This window comes from Enterobacter cloacae complex sp. 397G4, from assembly GCF_050031515.1.
Lineage (GTDB): Bacteria > Pseudomonadota > Gammaproteobacteria > Enterobacterales > Enterobacteriaceae > Enterobacter > Enterobacter hormaechei_C.
Map to the genome: position 1 here is coordinate 2686247 of NZ_JBLGWE010000001.1, position 17890 is coordinate 2704136.

General features: G+C 53.1%; 14 protein-coding genes and 2 tRNA genes. 6 read left to right on the forward strand and 10 right to left on the reverse strand.

Annotation, left to right across the window (positions count from 1 at the left end):
- Nucleotides 1-253 precede the first annotated feature (253 nt).
- Nucleotides 254-2935, forward strand: coding sequence for a bifunctional acetaldehyde-CoA/alcohol dehydrogenase (gene adhE / locus ACQG1Y_RS12985; protein WP_032103375.1), 2682 nt, complete (start codon nucleotides 254-256; stop codon nucleotides 2933-2935).
- Between the two features lie 70 nt (nucleotides 2936-3005).
- On the opposite strand, the gene tdk is transcribed toward adhE, so the two are convergent.
- The 3 genes from tdk to ACQG1Y_RS13000 all read right to left on the reverse strand — a co-directional run bounded on the left by tdk (nucleotide 3006) and on the right by ACQG1Y_RS13000 (nucleotide 4938).
- Nucleotides 3006-3620 (reverse strand): thymidine kinase, encoded by a 615-nt coding sequence (gene tdk / locus ACQG1Y_RS12990; protein WP_033486914.1) that lies wholly within the window; start codon nucleotides 3618-3620, stop codon nucleotides 3006-3008.
- A 41-nt stretch (nucleotides 3621-3661) separates the two neighbouring features.
- Nucleotides 3662-3850, reverse strand: coding sequence for a hypothetical protein (locus ACQG1Y_RS12995; protein WP_126498617.1), 189 nt, complete (start codon nucleotides 3848-3850; stop codon nucleotides 3662-3664).
- A 119-nt stretch (nucleotides 3851-3969) separates the two neighbouring features.
- Nucleotides 3970-4938 (reverse strand): IS5-like element IS903B family transposase, encoded by a 969-nt coding sequence (locus ACQG1Y_RS13000; RefSeq protein ID WP_013815099.1) that lies wholly within the window; start codon nucleotides 4936-4938, stop codon nucleotides 3970-3972.
- 298 nt (nucleotides 4939-5236) lie between these two features.
- Between ACQG1Y_RS13000 and hns the strand changes: the two genes are divergently transcribed.
- On the forward strand, nucleotides 5237-5650 hold the full coding sequence (hns, locus tag ACQG1Y_RS13005; protein WP_003856724.1) for a histone-like nucleoid-structuring protein H-NS: 414 nt from the start codon (nucleotides 5237-5239) through the stop codon (nucleotides 5648-5650).
- A gap of 202 nt (nucleotides 5651-5852) precedes the next feature.
- Here the strand turns inward: hns and galU are convergent, their stop codons facing one another.
- The 3 genes from galU to rssA form a co-directional block, all read right to left on the reverse strand.
- The gene (gene galU, locus ACQG1Y_RS13010) at nucleotides 5853-6758 is read right to left on the reverse strand and encodes a UTP--glucose-1-phosphate uridylyltransferase GalU (RefSeq protein WP_003856723.1); all 906 of its coding nucleotides are present in this window, start codon (nucleotides 6756-6758) and stop codon (nucleotides 5853-5855) included.
- A gap of 199 nt (nucleotides 6759-6957) precedes the next feature.
- The gene (gene rssB, locus ACQG1Y_RS13015; protein WP_003856721.1) at nucleotides 6958-7971 is read right to left on the reverse strand and encodes a two-component system response regulator RssB; all 1014 of its coding nucleotides are present in this window, start codon (nucleotides 7969-7971) and stop codon (nucleotides 6958-6960) included.
- A gap of 89 nt (nucleotides 7972-8060) precedes the next feature.
- Nucleotides 8061-8963 (reverse strand): patatin-like phospholipase RssA, encoded by a 903-nt coding sequence (rssA, locus tag ACQG1Y_RS13020; protein ID WP_032653830.1) that lies wholly within the window; start codon nucleotides 8961-8963, stop codon nucleotides 8061-8063.
- Between the two features lie 113 nt (nucleotides 8964-9076).
- Here rssA and ACQG1Y_RS13025 point away from each other — a divergent pair, with 113 nt between their 5' ends.
- From ACQG1Y_RS13025 to ACQG1Y_RS13040, 4 genes are all read left to right on the forward strand, one after another.
- On the forward strand, nucleotides 9077-9541 hold the full coding sequence (locus ACQG1Y_RS13025) for a YchJ family protein (protein ID WP_023303849.1): 465 nt from the start codon (nucleotides 9077-9079) through the stop codon (nucleotides 9539-9541).
- A gap of 41 nt (nucleotides 9542-9582) precedes the next feature.
- Entirely contained in the window at nucleotides 9583-10425 is an 843-nt protein-coding gene (gene purU / locus ACQG1Y_RS13030) for a formyltetrahydrofolate deformylase (protein WP_003856715.1), read from the forward strand.
- A 157-nt stretch (nucleotides 10426-10582) separates the two neighbouring features.
- Nucleotides 10583-10667, forward strand: a tRNA-Tyr gene (locus ACQG1Y_RS13035).
- A 34-nt stretch (nucleotides 10668-10701) separates the two neighbouring features.
- Nucleotides 10702-10786: transfer RNA gene (locus tag ACQG1Y_RS13040), tRNA-Tyr, on the forward strand.
- Between the two features lie 224 nt (nucleotides 10787-11010).
- Here ACQG1Y_RS13040 and narI read toward each other — a convergent pair.
- The 4 genes from narI to ACQG1Y_RS13060 are packed head-to-tail and all read right to left on the reverse strand — an operon-like array spanning nucleotide 11011 to nucleotide 17670.
- Nucleotides 11011-11688, reverse strand: a complete 678-nt coding sequence (gene narI, locus ACQG1Y_RS13045) for a respiratory nitrate reductase subunit gamma (RefSeq protein ID WP_017384241.1) — start codon at nucleotides 11686-11688, stop codon at nucleotides 11011-11013.
- Nucleotides 11688-12398, reverse strand: a complete 711-nt coding sequence (narJ, locus tag ACQG1Y_RS13050) for a nitrate reductase molybdenum cofactor assembly chaperone (protein WP_022651366.1) — start codon at nucleotides 12396-12398, stop codon at nucleotides 11688-11690. Before narJ ends, narI begins: the two co-directional genes overlap by 1 nt.
- Nucleotides 12395-13930 (reverse strand): nitrate reductase subunit beta, encoded by a 1536-nt coding sequence (narH, locus tag ACQG1Y_RS13055; RefSeq protein WP_426736776.1) that lies wholly within the window; start codon nucleotides 13928-13930, stop codon nucleotides 12395-12397. Before narH ends, narJ begins: the two co-directional genes overlap by 4 nt.
- The gene (locus tag ACQG1Y_RS13060) at nucleotides 13927-17670 is read right to left on the reverse strand and encodes a nitrate reductase subunit alpha (protein ID WP_023300281.1); all 3744 of its coding nucleotides are present in this window, start codon (nucleotides 17668-17670) and stop codon (nucleotides 13927-13929) included. The genes narH and ACQG1Y_RS13060 overlap by 4 nt, the downstream gene beginning before the upstream one ends.
- Between the last annotated feature and the right edge of the window lie 220 nt (nucleotides 17671-17890).

A 17890-nucleotide genomic window follows, 5' to 3' on the forward strand; every position in this document is an offset into this window, starting at 1 on the left:
CTTAGGACAAAATTGATCTCGATCATAATTTTCGTACTCAGAAGTGAGTAATCTTGGTTACGCCGCCAGGGAGATCACCTATCAAAAAGGTATGATGCTAAGGTAAGGCTCTTTTAGTAAATTAGTGAGCTGGAGCAGTGAGTAATCCTTTGTTTTACTGTGTGTTACGCAAGTGGGATCGGCTCTGACTATACTGTCAGACGTATCGAGCGCTGGTTTACTAAAAGAGTTTAAACATTATCAGGAGAGCATTATGGCTGTTACCAATATCGCTGAACTGAACGCCCTCGTCGAGCGCGTAAAAAAAGCCCAGCGTGAATATGCCAATTTCACCCAAGAACAGGTTGATAAAATCTTCCGCGCGGCCGCTCTGGCTGCTGCTGATGCTCGAATCCCTCTCGCTAAAATGGCCGTTGCCGAATCCGGCATGGGTATCGTTGAAGATAAAGTGATCAAAAACCACTTTGCTTCAGAGTATATCTACAACGCCTATAAAGATGAGAAAACCTGCGGTGTGCTGTCAGAAGACGATACTTTCGGCACCATCACCATCGCAGAACCGATCGGCATCATTTGCGGTATCGTTCCAACCACTAACCCAACCTCTACCGCCATCTTCAAATCTCTCATCAGTCTGAAGACACGTAACGCAATCATTTTCTCCCCGCATCCACGTGCGAAGGATGCCACCAACAAAGCAGCAGATATCGTGCTTCAGGCTGCCATTGCGGCGGGTGCGCCAAAAGATCTCATCGGCTGGATCGACCAACCTTCTGTTGAACTGTCCAACGCACTGATGCATCACCCGGACATTAACCTGATTCTGGCGACCGGTGGTCCTGGTATGGTTAAAGCTGCGTACAGCTCCGGTAAACCAGCCATCGGCGTAGGCGCAGGTAATACCCCTGTGGTGATCGACGAAACGGCTGATATCAAGCGTGCTGTTGCCTCTGTGCTGATGTCTAAAACCTTCGATAACGGCGTTATCTGTGCATCTGAACAGTCTGTTGTCGTGGTTGATTCGGTATACGACGCCGTTCGTGAACGTTTCGCCAGCCACGGCGGCTACCTGTTGCAAGGTAAAGAACTGAAAGCCGTTCAGGACGTGATTCTGAAAAATGGTGCGCTGAACGCGGCTATCGTAGGTCAGCCTGCATATAAAATCGCTGAGCTCGCTGGCTTTAGCGTCCCTGCTACCACCAAGATTCTGATTGGTGAAGTGAAAGTCGTTGATGAAAGTGAGCCGTTTGCTCACGAGAAACTCTCCCCGACGCTGGCAATGTACCGTGCGAAAGATTTCGATGACGCGGTAGATAAAGCAGAGAAGCTGGTGGCGATGGGCGGTATCGGCCACACCTCTTGCCTGTACACCGACCAGGATAACCAGCCTGAGCGTGTTGCTTACTTCGGTCAGAAGATGAAGACGGCACGTATCCTGATCAACACTCCTGCTTCTCAGGGTGGTATCGGTGACCTGTACAACTTCAAACTCGCACCTTCCCTGACTCTGGGTTGTGGTTCCTGGGGTGGTAACTCCATCTCTGAAAACGTTGGTCCAAAACACCTGATCAACAAGAAAACCGTTGCTAAGCGAGCTGAAAACATGTTGTGGCACAAACTTCCGAAATCTATCTACTTCCGCCGCGGCTCTCTGCCAATCGCGCTGGATGAAGTGATTACTGATGGCCACAAACGTGCGCTCATCGTGACCGACCGTTTCCTGTTCAACAATGGCTATGCAGACCAGATCACCTCTGTTCTGAAAGCGGCTGGCGTTGAAACTGAAGTCTTCTTTGAAGTTGAAGCTGACCCAACCCTGAGCGTTGTACGTAAAGGCGCTGAACTGGCGAACTCCTTCAAACCTGATGTGATCATCGCACTGGGTGGCGGTTCCCCAATGGACGCCGCGAAAATTATGTGGGTGATGTACGAGCATCCGGAAACTCACTTCGAAGAACTGGCGCTGCGCTTTATGGATATCCGTAAACGTATCTACAAGTTCCCGAAAATGGGCGTGAAAGCGAAAATGATCGCCGTCACCACCACTTCCGGTACTGGTTCAGAAGTGACGCCATTTGCCGTTGTGACTGATGACGCAACCGGTCAGAAATACCCGCTGGCTGACTACGCACTGACGCCAGATATGGCTATCGTTGACGCCAACCTGGTCATGGAAATGCCGAAATCACTGTGTGCGTTCGGTGGTCTGGATGCGGTAACTCACGCTCTGGAAGCTTACGTTTCCGTACTGGCTTCTGAGTTCTCTGACGGTCAGGCTTTGCAGGCGCTGAAACTGCTGAAAGAAAACCTGCCAGCTTCTTACAACGAAGGTTCGAAAAACCCTGTTGCGCGTGAACGTGTACACAGTGCGGCAACCATCGCGGGCATTGCGTTTGCTAACGCCTTCCTGGGTGTCTGTCACTCCATGGCGCACAAGTTGGGTTCACAGTTCCACATTCCTCACGGTCTGGCGAACGCCCTGTTGATCAGCAACGTTATCCGCTATAACGCAAACGACAACCCAACCAAGCAGACTGCATTCAGCCAGTACGACCGCCCACAGGCGCGCCGTCGTTATGCTGAAATCGCAGATCACCTGGGTCTGAGCGCACCGGGCGACCGTACTGCCGCGAAGATCGAGAAACTGCTGGCATGGCTGGAGAGCCTGAAGGCTGAACTGGGTATTCCTAAATCTATCCGCGAAGCAGGCGTTCAGGAAGCTGACTTCCTCGCTCACGTAGATAAGCTGTCTGAAGATGCATTCGATGACCAGTGTACTGGTGCTAACCCGCGCTACCCACTGATTTCCGAACTGAAACAGATCCTGCTGGATACTTATTACGGTCGTAACTTCACTGAAAGCGATGTCGCTGCCGTAAAAGTTGAAATCCCCGCAGTTGTAAAGGCTGACAAGAAAGCGAAGAAAAATGCTTGATTGACAGTATGATAAAAAAACCCGCCGCTGGCGGGTTTTTTTATATCTGAGGATCCGTAAAACATTCTTATTATTTTCGATTGTCGCCCTGTAACGCCGTCAGCGAGCCTACAGCCAGCGCCTCTTTATAATGCTTGCGGCAGACCGAGACATAACGTTCATTGCCTCCTATCACCACCTGCTCGCCATCAGCATAGGGTTTACCCGACTGGTCCAGGCGAAGAACCATACTTGCCTTGCGGCCACAAAAGCAGATTGTTTTCAGCTCAACCAGCTTATCCGACCAGGCCAGCAGATACTGACTGCCGGCAAATAACTCCCCACGAAAATCGGTACGTAATCCATAGCAAAGAACGGGAATATCCAGCTCATCAACGACCTCTGAAAGCGCATGGACCTGCTCTCGGGTCAGGAACTGGCTTTCATCTACCAGCACGCAATGGACAGGCTTAGTGGCATGCTCGGCACGAATGTCCTCCAGCAGGTCCGTTTCAGGGTTAAACAGCCTTGCAGGCGACGAGAGCCCTATTCTTGAGCTCACCTTCCCTGCCCCAAAGCGATCGTCGATTTCGGCGGTATAAACAACGGTACGCATCCCCCGCTCCTGATAATTGTATGAGGATTGCAGTAACGCCGTCGATTTCCCTGCATTCATTGCCGAATAGTAGAAATAAAGTTGTGCCATTGGCCGAAGAACCCTAATCAATGTGTAATATTCCCGATGGATCATTGTACCATATTTTGTACCGTCATCAGCGGCGGGCTGCGCTCTCCACCCTGCCATGCATCAGTAAATCCTTCGCGAATGGCGCAAAATAATGCGTTAAAACAGGCAGTAAAGTCATTAAACACTGACAATAAGGTGAGTCCGCAACCAGAGATAACACTTCTTTTTATAGTGTCTTCTTCGTTCATTAAAATTCACTATTTATTAACTATTCTTGTCTTCGCTGCGCTTACTCGGGGTAATACAAAAGGGGCTTTGTTGAATAAATCAGATTTCGGGTAAGTCTCCCCCGTAGCGGGTTGTGTTTTCAGGCAATACGCACGCTTTCAGGCATACCTGCTTTCGTCATTTTGTTCAGCGCTCGTACCAGGGCCATAGCCTCCGCAACCTGACCATCGTAGTCACGCAGCGTCAGTGAACCCCCGAACAGCTGTTTTACCCGGTACATCGCCGTTTCCGCTATCGAGCGACGATTGTAATCTGTTGTCCATTTCCACCGCGCATTACTCCCGGTCATTCGCTGATTAGCCACTGCACGGTTACGGTCTGCATATTCACCGGGCCAGTAACCCGCACCTTTTCGGGGAGGGATAAGCGCGCTGATTTTCTTACGCCGCAGTTCATCGTGACAGAGCCGGGTGTCGTAAGCGCCGTCTGCCGATGCTGCCCTGATTTTTCTGTGAGTCTGCCGGATAAGACCCGGGAAGGCTTCTGAGTCCGTCACATTGTTCAGCGACAGGTCAGCGCAGATGATTTCATGTGTTTTACTGTCAACGGCGAGATGCAGCTTACGCCAGATACGGCGGCGTTCCTGGCCATGCTTTTTGACTTTCCACTCGCCTTCACCGAAGACCTTCAGCCCGGTGGAATCAATTACCAGGTGTGCGATTTCACCCCGGGTGGGCGTTTTGAAACTGACATTAACCGACTTTGCCCGCCTGCTGACACAGCTGTAATCCGGGCAGCGTAGCGGAACGTTCATCAGAGAAAAAATGGAATCAATAAAGCCCTGCGCAGCGCGCAGGGTCAGCCTGAATACGCGTTTAATGACCAGCACAGTCGTGATGGCAAGGTCAGAATAGCGCTGAGGTCTGCCTCGTGAAGAAGGTGTTGCTGACTCATACCAGGCCTGAATAGCTTCATCATCCAGCCAGAAAGTTATGGAGCCACGGTTGATGAGGGCTTTATTGTAGGTGGGCCAGTTGGTGATTTTGAACTTTTGCTTTGCCACGGAACGGTCTGCGTTGTCGGGAAGATACGTGATCTGATCCTTCAACTCAGCAAAAGTTCGATTTATTCAACAAAGCCTACAAAAGGCTGATATTTATCAATCGCAACTATAATTCCTGAGGTAAAAGTCACAAAACATACACGCAAATGACGCGCTTTTGCCGTTTGAAACGATATCTCACAGACCCAACAAACAATGAAATTTAAGTTAGCGTAATTAATAATAGCGTCGTTTATTTTGTATTTTTTGAATTCCTTACATTCCCACCTATTGCACAAGTGAAATTAAGGCTCTATTATTAGGACAACAAACCCACCCCCATTATAAGTTTGAGATTACTACAATGAGCGAAGCACTTAAAATTCTGAACAACATCCGTACTCTTCGTGCGCAGGCAAGAGAATGTACCCTTGAGACGCTTGAAGAAATGCTCGAAAAATTAGAAGTTGTAGTTAACGAACGTCGTGAAGAAGAAAGCGCTGCTGCGGCTGAAATCGAAGAACGTACACGTAAACTGCAACAGTATCGTGAAATGCTGATTGCCGATGGTATCGATCCAAACGAATTGCTGAACAGCATGGCTGCGGCTAAAACCGGTACCAAAGCAAAACGCGCGGCACGTCCTGCTAAATATAGCTACATCGATGAGAACGGCGAAGAGAAAACCTGGACCGGCCAGGGCCGTACTCCTGCTGTAATCAAGAAAGCAATGGACGAACAAGGTAAACAACTGGATGACTTCCTGATCAAGGATTAATCTGGAAAGATTCTGAAAAATCCCGCTTAATGCGGGATTTTTTATGCCTGTAATATTCGCCCGAACATCTCCTTACATTCTGTCATATTGTGAGGCTCCCTATTTAACGTCCTTGACAATCCCCCGCCAATTACGGAGCGACAGGCATAAAAAAACCGGTGGACATCGCTCCACCGGTCTTGTTCACTGGGCTGTGAGTTTATTACTTAATACCCACGCTACCTTTGAGCCAGGCTTTAAATTCTTCACCCAGGCTGTTATGGCGAATACCATATTCGACGAATGCCTGCATATAACCGAGCTTATTCCCGCAGTCATGGCTCTTACCTTTCATATGGTAGGCTTCCACGGTCTCTTTCTCGATCAGCATATCGATAGCATCCGTCAGCTGGATTTCATCGCCCGCACCCGGAGGCGTTTTCGCCAGCAGAGCCCAAATTTCAGCACTCAGGACGTAACGACCAACGACAGCAAGGTTAGACGGCGCGACGTCCGCTTTAGGTTTTTCAACAACGCCAACCATCGGTACGCTTTCGCCAGGTTGCAGGTCAACGCCTTTGCAGTCAACCACGCCGTAAGCGGTCACGTCGTCGACTGGCTCAACCATAATCTGGCTGCTGCCGGTTTCGTCGAAGCGTTTAATCATTTCCGCCAGGTTTTCCTGGGAAAGATCGGACTCGTACTCATCAAGAATCACGTCAGGCAGAATAACCGCGACCGGCTCATCACCCACTACCGGGTGTGCACACAATACTGCGTGCCCCAGGCCTTTCGCCAGGCCCTGACGAACCTGCATAATGGTAACGTGTGGAGGGCAAATAGACTGCACTTCCTCCAGCAGCTGGCGCTTAACGCGTTTTTCCAGCATTGCTTCGAGTTCGAAACTGGTATCGAAATGGTTTTCGATAGAGTTTTTAGATGAATGCGTCACCAGCACAATTTCGGTGATACCTGCTGCAATACATTCATTCACGACATACTGGATTAATGGCTTATCAACCAGAGGCAGCATCTCTTTTGGGATTGCCTTCGTCGCTGGCAACATCCTGGTACCCAATCCCGCCACCGGGATAACGGCCTTTCTGACTTTCGAATTAAGGGCAGCCATTGAAATTCTCCTGAACTGTTCAAGTTTTGAACTTTTATGCATTGAATAACGCGTTGAGTATACAGTCTCAGCCACTAATACGGGTCTGAAAAGAACGCGTTGCCGATCAATTAAGACAAATACGCATGAAACTTGCAGCGATAGTAGCACTGCCAGCAAAAACACAGGTAAAGCAATCTGAAAAATAAAATCTGACTGCTTACTCCGTGGACAACATTAAGCGTAACCGCCCTCCGGCACCCCAAATTTGGCACTGCCAGGAGGTGCAGCGATGGCTAATTTGATTAAGGTAAGTATTTCCCAGCGTACCCAACGGCACGCCGTTACTCACCTGAATATGGTGTTCGCCAGTATTCAGTGTGGCATTTAAACCCGCAGAGACCAGAATAAGGTTATTCAACCCGCTGTGATAATAGCCAACCAGAAGCGGGAACTGCCCCGGCAAATTGGCCTGGCGAAAAAGTTGGTTGACCTGTTTTAGTAAACTGCCTAACTCAGGAAGTCGTTGCCCCTGATGGGATAATTGTTCCTGTAGCAATCCATTAAACAGCGCACGGAGTAATAAGGCCGCCAGAACGCCGTTATCTCCCGCCCGGGTAACATCCAGGCAATAAAAAGCGAGGTCAGAATCTGATAACGGCGCAATATCCAGCACCAGCCCAGGCTGGTCAGCCGCTACCAGCTGGCGATAATTTACTCTGCAATGAGAGATATTTTGCTGCACCGGCGGCTGAAGTTCCTGAAGCAGCTTCGCGGCCGCGAGCGGATTACTGACTAAAGCATCCCAGTCCTGGAAAAGACGTTCTTCTTCTTCCACCCGGGAATTAAACATATTGGGATACAGGCAGGCCAACACCGTTTCACGCAGACGGTTCAAATCTTTAACCGGTTTGAGCAGAATATCCTGCACACCTAAACGCAACGCCTTAGCAATATCCGCCATATTTTCGGTGGCCGAGATCACCAGTATCGGTGTCTGATAACCTTCATTACGCAGGTTTTCCACCAGCATTAATCCGTCCATGCGCGGCATCTCAAGGTCGCAGATCATCAGATCAGGCGCCATGCTGGCCATTTTTTCCAGTGCCTCGACGCCATCTTCGGCAAGGGACGTGGTTGCACCCAGTGAGGATAACCACGAATCCAGTAGCGATCGGAAAACGGGCTCGTCTTCAACTATCAAAATATGTTTTCCGGCCAATGGCTGTGTCATGGTTCCTCCCCTGGCTGACAGTTACTCAATAGTGGCATGCTATTGGTACTATCGCCTGTCAGATTTTGCTGAAGTAATCAAAAAAGTGCTCAACGTGCTGTACGCACAAAAGGCAACAGTTCATCTATTTTCTTTTCGACGGCTAACGAGCCCGCTGCTATGGCGGCCTCAGCCCGGTGGAAATCAAGGGTAGAGATTTGTGGACAATAGGGTTGAATAAGAATATCCGGAGGATCGCCAGCCATACGGTTTCGCTTCAGGCGATTCTCAAGGATTTGAATAGAGGTCGTCATGATTTCAATGGCGTTCGGCGCGGTCACCGCGCGACGGGCGGTCAGGCGCCCTATTCTGCCGCGTAATCGCGCATGCCAGGCAAGTTTCTCTTCTTCCGCGTCATCGCTCTGAAGATTAACCGGCATCAAATCTTGCTGCATAAGGTGTGCGTCGTGCTGTAAATCCACGGCAATAACGATATCCGCCCCCATGGCGCGGGTCAGAGAGATGGGTACAGGATTCACTACGCCCCCATCAACGAGCCAGTAGCCGTTGTGAGGCACAGGCGCCATTAACCCCGGCATGCTACAGGATGCGCGAACGGCGAGATGAATATCCCCTTCAGTGAGCCATAACTCCCTGCCCGTACTGAGGTTGGTTGCAACGGCACCGAAAGGCATTTGGCAGTGGCTGAAGTCAGCGAGGGGCATTATCTTACGAAACTGATTGAACACGCGTTCGCCGCGCAGCAGGCCGCCACGCTGCCAGGAAAGATCCATCAGGCGCAGCACATCCCAGTATCTGAAGGAGCGCACCCAGCTTTCAAGCTCCGGGAGCTTACCGCAGGCGTACGCGGATCCGACCAGCGACCCGATAGAACATCCTGCGACAATATCAACGTCAATCCCCATCTGGTTTAAGGTATTGATAACGCCAATATGTGACCAACCCCGGGCTGCACCTGAGCCCAACGCCAGTCCAATTTTTACCTTTCTCATTAGCCCTGTTTTACTTCCCCTGGATTCCTGACATAGCGTCAACGCACCTGCTCAGTTAACATATTGCTACCTTAAGCGTTTAACGCCTTATTTTTTGTTCCAGGAAGAGAATCGTGTCTCAACTCTGCCCCTGTGGTAGCGCTCTGGAGTATAGCCTATGTTGCCAGCGATATCTTTCTGGCGAGCAGGTTGCACCAGACCCGTCACACCTTATGCGCTCGCGGTATACTGCTTTTGTGATCAAAAACGCAGACTACCTGATTAAAACCTGGCATCCGTCCTGCCATGCTGCCGATTTTCGCCAAGAGATTGAAGCCGGATTTGCCAACACCGTCTGGCTGGGCCTCACCGTCTTTGAAGCCGCTCCCGGCCGCGATGCCAACGAGGGCTATGTCAGTTTTGTCGCCCGCTTTAGCGAACAAAACAAACCCGGCGCCATCATTGAGCGCTCACGGTTCTTAAAGGACAGCGGGCAATGGTATTATATTGACGGCACACGTCCGCAATTCGGTCGTAACGATCCCTGCCCCTGTGGTTCAGGAAAAAAATTTAAAAAGTGTTGCGGCAGTAATGCCTGACAACTCAGACTTCGCAAATACATAAACAGGATTTCCCGGCGATGCAATCATTACAACGTAAAGTTCTGCGCACTATCTGTCCCGATCAAAAAGGGCTGATCGCACGAATTACCAACATTTGCTACAAGCATGAACTGAATATCGTGCAGAACAACGAGTTCGTTGACCACCGTACCGGTCGCTTCTTTATGCGTACCGAACTGGAAGGCATTTTCAACGACACAACCCTGCTTGCCGATCTGGACAGCGCCCTGCCGGAAGGCTCGGTGCGCGAGCTGAACCCGGCGGGCCGTCGCCGCATTGTCATTCTGGTCACCAAAGAGGCGCACTGCCTGGGCGATCTGCTGATGAAAGCCAACTACGGTGGCCTGGACGTAGAAATTGCCGCCGTCATTGGCAACCACGAAACGCTGCGTACGCTGGTAGAACGTTTCGACATTCCGTTTGAACTGGTCAGTCACGAAGGCCATACCCGTGAAGAGCACGACAACCTGATGGCAGCTGCGATTGAAGCGCATAACCCGGACTACGTGGTGCTGGCGAAATATATGCGCGTGCTGACGCCATCCTTTGTGGCACGCTTCCCGAACAAAATTATCAACATCCACCACTCCTTCTTGCCAGCCTTTATTGGCGCGCGTCCGTATCACCAGGCATACGAGCGTGGGGTGAAGATCATTGGCGCAACCGCGCACTACGTGAATGACAATCTGGACGAAGGTCCAATCATCATGCAGGACGTGATCCACGTGGATCACACCTATACGGCAGAAGATATGATGCGTGCTGGCCGTGACGTTGAGAAGAACGTACTGAGCCGTGCGCTGTATCAGGTACTTGCTCAGCGCGTCTTTGTGTACGGCAACAGAACGATTATTCTCTAATCCCTCGGAAAATGAATTGATTAGCTTTACGCCTTTACGGATAAAAAGCAGGCAAACAGCTTCATTTTCCTAAAGGAATGCTTTACAGGGGCGTCTCATTTGATATGATGCGCCCCGCTTCCAACAGGAAGCAGGCCAGTTAAAAGCATTACCCCGTGGTGGGGTTCCCGAGCGGCCAAAGGGAGCAGACTGTAAATCTGCCGTCATCGACTTCGAAGGTTCGAATCCTTCCCCCACCACCATCTCCAGCTTTACCTCAAAATATGAATTACCCCTGGTGGGGTTCCCGAGCGGCCAAAGGGAGCAGACTGTAAATCTGCCGTCATCGACTTCGAAGGTTCGAATCCTTCCCCCACCACCATCACTTCCAGATTCTTAAGCACTCACTCAAGCACAATGCTCCATATTTCTCGATGCCGGGAGTAATCCTTCCCTGCCTGTTTTCCCCGGTGGCGCTTCGCTTACCGGGGCTACGAATAGGGTCTGTAGGCCGGGTAAGGCGCAGCCGCCACCCGGCATCCGCACGCCCCCCTGGATCGGGACAAAAAAAACCCCGCAAATGCGGGGTTGTATTAATTCAGCGAATCAGCGACGAGCACGCACAACCTGATATTTGCGCGTCAGGTACTCCACCGGCGCACTCCAGATGTGCACCAGGCGAGAGAACGGGAACAGCACAAACAGGGTCATACCCAGCACCAGGTGAACGCGGAAGATAAACGCCACGCCGTCCAGATGCTCAGAAGCGCCCCCGCGGAAGGTCACGACAGACTGCGCCCATCCAACCAGCTTCATCATCTCGCTGCCGTCCATATGCTGCGCAGAGAATGGAATGGTCAGCAGACCAAGCGCACACTGCACCATCAGGAGGGAGAGGATCAGGATGTCCGCTCCGGTCGTGGTAGCCCGCACGCGTGGGCTGAACAGACGTCGTTTCAGCAGCAACAGACCACCCACCAGGGTCATCACGCCACAGGCGCCGCCGGCAATCATCGCCATCTTCTGCTTCACGTCAATCGGCAGCCACGCTTCGTACATCCAGTGCGGGGTCAGCATCCCCAGGAAGTGGCCGGCGAAAATTCCCAAAATCCCGATGTGGAACAGGTTTGACGCCAGGTTCATCCCTTTACGATCCAGCATCTGGCTGGAGGCAGCACGCCAGGTGTACTGGCCATAGTCATAACGCAGCCAGCTTCCCACCAGGAATACGGTGCCCGCGATATACGGGTAAATGTCAAAGAAGAACATATTCAGGAAGTGCATTAGTGCTGTCCTCCGTTAGAGATATTCAAATATTGCGGAGCCACCGCTCCGGCAAAACGACGCTGATGCGCGGAGATTTCAGATTCGCCACAGCTCTGGTCAGCAAAGAATTTCACCTGCTCTTCTTCCCAGACGGCATCCAGTGCTTGTGGGGTATCGTCACGGGCTTCATCCGCAATTTTTTCCGCCACTTTTTGACTGTCAACCGAGGCGTTAGCCAGTTTCACCAGCAGATCGAACAGGACTGCATAGCTGCTCTCACGTTGCTGGAGACGCGCGCCGAGCAACGCCAGAATAGGAGCAATGTCCTGCAACCCGCCCAGCGCTTCCTCTTTCGGCAACTGTGCCAGATATTCCAGATACAGCGGCAGGTGATCCGGCAGCTCGCGGCTGTCGAGTTGCAAACCGTGCTGCTCGTACTGGGCCATCAGATCCACCATCGCCTGACCACGGTCGCGGGATTCACCGTGAACGTGTTCGAACAGCAGCAGAGACGTGGCACGGCCCCGGTCAAACAGCTGGCTGTAGTCCGCCTGCGCATCAAGAAGATCGCGTGCCAGCAGATCGCGGAGGAAAACGCCCAGCTTCTGGGCATCCTCTTTATCCAGGTTTTCAGATGACGCGAGTGCATCAAAGAGTTCCTGTTGATGCTGCACAAGCGCAGCATCAGGGTACTCGAGCAGACGCGAAACAATGACGAGTTCAATCATTGGTGCGGCTCCGTTTTGCTGGTCACATCCATCGCGTCAATGCGGCGGCTGTTGAACAGGTTGAATTTGCTGTCTGACCCGTGGCAACCGTCGCCAAAGGTAAAGCCACACCCACTTTTCTCCGGGAAGGCCTCGCGAGCCAGTTCACGGTGGCTGCTCGGCACCACGAAACGATCTTCGTAGTTAGCGATTGCCAGATAGCGGTACATCTCCTGCGCCTGCGCCTCGGTCAGGCCGACCTCCTCCAGCGCGCGGGTATCGTTAACGCCGTCAACGGTTTCCGCACGTTTGAAGTGACGCATCGCCAGCATACGTTTCAGCGCCAGCAGGACCGGCTGGGTATCCCCTGCGGTGAGCAGGTTGGCCAGATACTGAACCGGAATACGCAGGCTTTCCACGTCCGGCAGAATGCCGTTGCTACCCAGTTCACCCGCGTCCGCCGCAGACTGAATCGGAGACAGCGGCGGCACGTACCAGACCATCGGCAGCGTGCGGTATTCCGGGTGCAGCGGCAGGGCCAGCTTCCAGTCCATCGCCGCTTTGTACACCGGGGACTGCTGTGCGGCGTCAATCACGCTCTGCGGAATACCGTCTTTCAGCGCCTGCTCAATAACCTTCGGATCGTTTGGATCGAGGAAGACGTCCAGCTGACGCTGATACAGATCTTTCTCGTTCTCGGTGCTTGCGGCATTTTCAATCGCGTCCGCGTCGTACAACAGCACGCCGAGGTAGCGGATACGACCTACGCAGCTCTCTGAGCAGACGGTCGGCATACCGGCTTCGATACGCGGGTAGCAGAAGATGCACTTCTCAGACTTACCGCTCTTCCAGTTGAAGTAGATTTTTTTGTACGGGCAGCCGGTGATGCACATACGCCAGCCGCGGCACTTGTCCTGGTCGATCAGCACAATGCCATCTTCTTCACGCTTGTAGATGGCGCCGCTTGGGCAGGTCGCCACGCACGCCGGGTTAAGGCAGTGTTCGCACAGGCGCGGCAGGTACATCATGAAGGTGTTTTCGAACTGGCCGTACATCGCCTTCTGCATGTTCTCGAAGTTCTGGTCTTTGGCGCGTTTTTCGAACTCGCCGCCCAGAATCTCTTCCCAGTTTGGACCGCTGGTAATTTTGTCCATGCGCTGGCCGGTGATCAGCGAGCGAGGACGGGCGATCGGCTGGTGTTTGCTTTCCGGCGCGTTGTGCAGGTTCTGGTAGTCGTAATCAAACGGCTCGTAGTAATCATCAATGCCCGGCAGATGCGGGTTAGCGAAGATTTTACCCAGCAGCATGGCACGGTTACCCATGCGCGGTTGCAGTTTGCCGTTGATTTTACGGATCCAGCCGCCCTTCCACTTCTCCTGGTTTTCCCAGTCGGTCGGGAAGCCGGTGCCCGGCTTACTTTCCACGTTGTTGAACCAGGCGTACTCCATACCTTCACGGCTGGTCCAGACGTTTTTACAGGTGACTGAGCAGGTATGACAGCCGATGCATTTATCCAGATTCAGCACCATGCCGACTTGTGAACGAATTTTCATTTTACGCTCTCCTGTACCTGGTCATTACCTTCGCCATCTAACCAGTTAATATTCTTCATCTTACGTACCACCACGAACTCATCGCGGTTCGATCCTACGGTGCCGTAGTAGTTAAAGCCGTAGGCCAGCTGGGCATAACCACCGATCATGTGGGTCGGCTTCGGCGTAATACGGGTCACGGAGTTGTGAATACCGCCGCGCTGCTCGGTGATCTCAGACCCCGGCAGGTTAACGATACGTTCCTGCGCGTGGTACATCATGGTCATCCCGGCCGGTACACGCTGGCTCACCACCGCACGTGCCGTCAGGGCGCCGTTGCTGTTGAACACTTCGATCCAGTCGTTATCTTCGATACCCAGATCTTTGGCGTCCGCTTCGCTCATCCAGACGATTGGCCCCCCGCGCGACAGCGTCAGCATCAGCAGGTTGTCGCTGTAGGTGGAGTGGATACCCCACTTCTGGTGCGGCGTCAGGAAGTTCAGCGCCTTCTCAGGGTTACCGTTCGATTTCGCGCCCATCACCGCTTTCACGGAGCGGGTGTCGATTGGCGGACGGTAAACCAGCAGGCTTTCACCGAAGTCACGCATCCACTGGTGATCCTGATACAGAGACTGGCGGCCAGAAAGCGTGCGCCATGGGATCAGCTCGTGAACGTTGGTGTATCCGGCGTTATAGGACACATGTTCATCTTCGAGGCCAGACCAGGTCGGGCTGGAGATAATCTTGCGCGGCTGGGCCTGAATATCGCGGAAGCGGATTTTCTCTTCCTCTTTATTCTTCGCCAGGTGCGTGTGGTCACGACCGGTAAACTCGCTCAGGGCCGCCCAGGCTTTCACCGCCACGTGGCCGTTGGTTTCCGGGGCCAGGGTCAGGATCATCTCTGCCGCATCAATTGCCGTGTTCAGCATCGGCTGGCCTTTCGCCGGGCCGTCTGCTTTGGTGTAATTGAGCTTGCGCAGCAGATCCATTTCGCTCTGGGTGTTCCAGGCGATGCCTTTACCACCGTTACCGATCTTCTCCATCAGCGGGCCGATAGAGGTAAAGCGTTCGTAAGTTGCCGGGTAATCACGTTCAACCGGAATAATGTGCGGCGCGGTTACGCCCGGGATCAGGTCGCACTCGCCTTTTTTCCAGTCCTTCACGTCCAGCGGCTGAGCCAGTTCGGCAGCGGAGTCGTGCTGGATTGGCAGCGTCACCACGTCGGTCTCTTTGCCCAGGTGCCCTACACAGACTTCAGAGAATTTCTTCGCGATGTCTTTGTAAATTTCCCAGTCGCTTTTTGATTCCCACGCCGGGTCAACGGCCGCCGACAGCGGATGAATAAACGGATGCATATCCGACGTATTCATGTCGTCTTTTTCGTACCAGGTGGCAGTAGGCAGCACGATGTCGGAGTACAGGCAGGTACTGGACAGACGGAAGTCCAGCGTCACCACCAGATCCAACTTGCCGTCGAGACCGTTGTCTTTCCACTCCACTTCTTCCGGCTTCACGCCGCCCTGCTTGCCGAGATCTTTACCCTGAATACCGTTTTCGGTACCGAGCAGGTATTTCAGCATGTACTCGTGACCTTTACCGGACGAACCCAGCAGGTTAGAGCGCCAGATGAACAGGTTACGCGGATGGTTTTTACCGTTCTCCGGCTGTTCTGCCGCGAAGCGGATTGAGCCGTCTTTGAGGGATTTAACGGTGTAGTCCACCGGTGACATGCCCGCTTTCTTCGCCGCTTCCGCAATACGCAGCGGGTTCGTACCCAACTGCGGCGCAGACGGTAGCCAGCCCATGCGTTCAGCACGCACGTTGAAGTCAATCAGGTGGCCGCTGTAGCGGGATTTATCCGCCATTGGCGAAAGCAGCTCCTGGGCGGTAACCGTCTCGTAGCGCCACTGGCTGGAGTGGTTATAGAAGTAGGAGGTGCTGTTCATGTGACGAGCCGGACGCTGCCAGTCAAGGGCAAACGCCAGCGGTTGCCAGCCGGTCTGCGGACGCAGTTTTTCCTGGCCCACGTAGTGCGCCCAGCCGCCGCCGCTCTGCCCGACGCAGCCGCAGAAGATCAGCATGTTAATCAGGCCGCGATAGTTCATATCGAGGTGATACCAGTGGTTCAGACCGGCACCGACGATGATCATGGAGCGACCGTGGGTTTTGTCGGCGTTTTCCGCAAATTCGCGGGCGATACGGGTGATCTGGGCGCGTGGCACACCGGTGATCTGCTCCGCCCAGGCTGGGGTATAAGCCTTCACGTCATCATAGCTGGTCGCGCAGTTTTCGTCGTTCAGGCCGCGCTCCAGGCCGTAGTTCGCCATGGTCAGATCGTAGACGGTAGTGACCAGAGCAGTAGAACCGTCCGCCAGTTGCAGGCGCTTCACCGGCAGCTTGTGCATCAGAACGTTTTGCAACTCAACCTTGTTGAAGTGCTCGGAACCTTCACCACCAAAGTACGGGAAGCCGACATCGGCGATCTCATCCTGGCTGCCCAGCATGCTGAGACGCAGCTCCGTCTCTTCACCCGTGGTGCCGTTACGCTGCTCCAGGTTCCATTTGCCTTTTTCGCCCCAGCGGAAACCGATAGAACCGTTTGGCGCCACCAGCTCGCCGTTGCTGTTGCAGGCGACCGTTTTCCACTCCGGGTTGTTTTCCTGACCCAGCGCGTCCACCAGATCCGCGGCACGCAGCATACGGCCTGCGGCGTAATAGCCGTCACGCTCTTCGAGCATCACCAGCATTGGCATGTCGGTGTAGCGACGCACGTAATCGGTGAAATACTGGCTTGGCTTGTCGAGGTGGAATTCACGCAGCATGACGTGGCCCATCGCCAGCGCCATTGCGGCATCGGTACCCTGTTTCGGCGCCAGCCACAGGTCGCACAGTTTGGCGATTTCGGCGTAGTCCGGGGTCACGGCGACGGTTTTGGTCCCTTTGTAACGTACTTCGGTAAAGAAGTGCGCATCCGGGGTACGGGTCTGCGGAACGTTAGAGCCCCAGGCGATGATGTAGCTGGAGTTATACCAGTCGGCGGACTCCGGCACGTCGGTCTGCTCACCCCAGGTCTGTGGTGACGCTGGCGGCAGGTCGCAGTACCAGTCGTAGAAGCTCAGGCAGGTACCACCGATGAGTGACAGGTAGCGCGCGCCGGAGGCGTAAGAGACCATCGACATCGCCGGGATTGGCGAGAAGCCTGCCACACGGTCAGGACCGTAGGTTTTCACGGTGTAGACGTTGGAAGCCGCAATCAGCTCGTTCACCTCTTTCCAGGAAGAGCGAACGAAACCACCGCGACCACGCGCCTGTTTGAAGCTTTTCGCTTTGTCGGCATCTTCAATGATGGAGGCCCAGGCATCAACCGGATCGCTGTGCTGCACTTTCGCTTCACGCCACATTTTCATCAGGCGTTTACGCATCAGCGGGTATTTCAGACGGTTGGCGCTGTAGAGATACCAGGAGTAGCTGGCCCCACGCGGGCAGCCGCGCGGCTCGTGGTTCGGCATATCCGGACGGGTACGCGGATAATCGGTCTGCTGCATTTCCCAGGTCACCAGACCGTTTTTAACGAAAATCTTCCAGCTACATGAGCCAGTGCAGTTTACGCCGTGGGTAGAACGCACAACTTTGTCATGCTGCCAGCGTTGACGGTAACCGTCTTCCCAGTCCCGGTTGGTATCCAGAACCTGGCCGTGCCCATCGGCAAAAGTTTCACCCTTCTGTTTGAAGTAGCGAAACCGGTCCAAAAATTTGCTCATCGGGTATCTCCTGTGTGGAGCCTGTGGCTCTCTAAATCGACATTGCTGATTTGCAGCGAAGGTAACGCTATGAAAGATGGTGAGAATTGATAACGATCAAGACGAAGGGGGACTCTGAGGGGAGGTATTAGATCAAATACCACCAAAGCGGTAGCCATTAATATTTTTTAACTTTATGATTTATATAGATATATTTTATTTATCGTACAATAAGCGAGGC

Bases quoted from the DNA above. Each gene is read 5' to 3' on its own strand.
- adhE (WP_032103375.1), top strand. From the start codon at position 254: ATGGCTGTTACCAATATCGCTGAACTGAACGCCCTCGTCGAGCGCGTA.
- tdk (WP_033486914.1), bottom strand. From the start codon at position 3,620: ATGGCACAACTTTATTTCTACTATTCGGCAATGAATGCAGGGAAATCG.
- ACQG1Y_RS12995 (WP_126498617.1), bottom strand. From the start codon at position 3,850: ATGAACGAAGAAGACACTATAAAAAGAAGTGTTATCTCTGGTTGCGGA.
- hns (WP_003856724.1), top strand. From the start codon at position 5,237: ATGAGCGAAGCACTTAAAATTCTGAACAACATCCGTACTCTTCGTGCG.
- galU (WP_003856723.1), bottom strand. From the start codon at position 6,758: ATGGCTGCCCTTAATTCGAAAGTCAGAAAGGCCGTTATCCCGGTGGCG.
- rssB (WP_003856721.1), bottom strand. From the start codon at position 7,971: ATGACACAGCCATTGGCCGGAAAACATATTTTGATAGTTGAAGACGAG.
- rssA (WP_032653830.1), bottom strand. From the start codon at position 8,963: ATGAGAAAGGTAAAAATTGGACTGGCGTTGGGCTCAGGTGCAGCCCGG.
- purU (WP_003856715.1), top strand. From the start codon at position 9,583: ATGCAATCATTACAACGTAAAGTTCTGCGCACTATCTGTCCCGATCAA.
- narI (WP_017384241.1), bottom strand. From the start codon at position 11,688: ATGCACTTCCTGAATATGTTCTTCTTTGACATTTACCCGTATATCGCG.
- narJ (WP_022651366.1), bottom strand. From the start codon at position 12,398: ATGATTGAACTCGTCATTGTTTCGCGTCTGCTCGAGTACCCTGATGCT.
- narH (WP_426736776.1), bottom strand. From the start codon at position 13,930: ATGAAAATTCGTTCACAAGTCGGCATGGTGCTGAATCTGGATAAATGC.
- ACQG1Y_RS13060 (WP_023300281.1), bottom strand. From the start codon at position 17,670: ATGAGCAAATTTTTGGACCGGTTTCGCTACTTCAAACAGAAGGGTGAA.